Origin of the sequence: Enterococcus devriesei (assembly GCF_001885905.1) — a bacterium.
Lineage (GTDB): Bacteria > Bacillota > Bacilli > Lactobacillales > Enterococcaceae > Enterococcus_A > Enterococcus_A devriesei.
On record NZ_JXKM01000038.1, the window covers coordinates 1 to 861 of the forward strand.

The window sequence follows — 861 nt, forward strand, 5'->3', positions numbered from 1 at the left end:
GTCAGTAAGAAAAATTAAGTTGGATTGGCAAATGATTGGACAGTTTTGTCCGCTCATAGCCAATTTGCCGCAAGACGAACTAATCTTTGTGGAAAAAGAAAAAAACGGGAAATATAAGCGTGTATTTAATTCGACAGTCAACAAATTTCTAGAGAGAAAATGCATTGAAGCTGATGTGCCAATTATTACAGTACACGCGTTGAGACATACTCACGCATCCATACTGCTGCTTGAAGGAGTCACAATGCATTCGATTGCTGATCGTTTAGGACACGCGAATGTAACGACGACGCAAGAAACATACACGCATATCATCAAAGAACTTGAGAAAAAAGACGAACAAAAAATGATTGGCGCTTTGTCAGCGATCGCTTAGAGGTGATGACATGAAAAGACAGAACTTAGGTGATTTGAATGGGTACTTATTTGAACAATTAGAACGTCTGAACGACCCAGATATGACTAAAGAGGAAATCGCTCTAGAAATAGACAGGGCGAATGCTATTTCAAGGGTCGCTACGCAGGCAGTGAGCGCAGGCCATTTGGCTCTAAAAGCAGAAATAACCTATCAAAAGCATGAAGCTATCAATGCTAAGATGCCAGAAATGTTAGATGCAAATACGATTGATTTGATTGAGTAACAGATCCGCAATCTCAGCCTATCAAGTCAGAAAAGAGGTATGAAATGGATAAACAAGAAAAAGAAGAATTAGTTAATCAGTTGAATAGTCGTCTCATGAACTATCCTAGTGACTCATGGGATAGAGGACACAATGAAGGACTTAAGAGTGCAGTTATAGTAGTGAGTAACCTACCTACTGTAGACGAACCGCAGAAAGCCAAAGTGCCCCAATTCGGAGC

The 861-nt window shown here is 40.2% G+C and carries 2 protein-coding genes; both read left to right on the forward strand.

Annotation, left to right across the window (positions count from 1 at the left end):
• The coding region (locus tag RV00_RS15860; RefSeq protein ID WP_169818966.1) for a tyrosine-type recombinase/integrase at positions 1-376 on the forward strand (376 nt) is incomplete at its 5' end.
• 10 nt (positions 377-386) lie between these two features.
• A complete protein-coding gene (locus RV00_RS15865; RefSeq protein WP_071863497.1) occupies positions 387-641 on the forward strand; it encodes a hypothetical protein in 255 nt (84 codons plus the stop codon).
• Positions 642-861 lie beyond the last annotated feature (220 nt).

What these genes read in the sequence shown, in the direction of transcription:
- RV00_RS15865 (WP_071863497.1), top strand. Translation starts at nt 387, where the DNA reads ATGAAAAGACAGAACTTAGGTGATTTGAATGGGTACTTATTTGAACAA.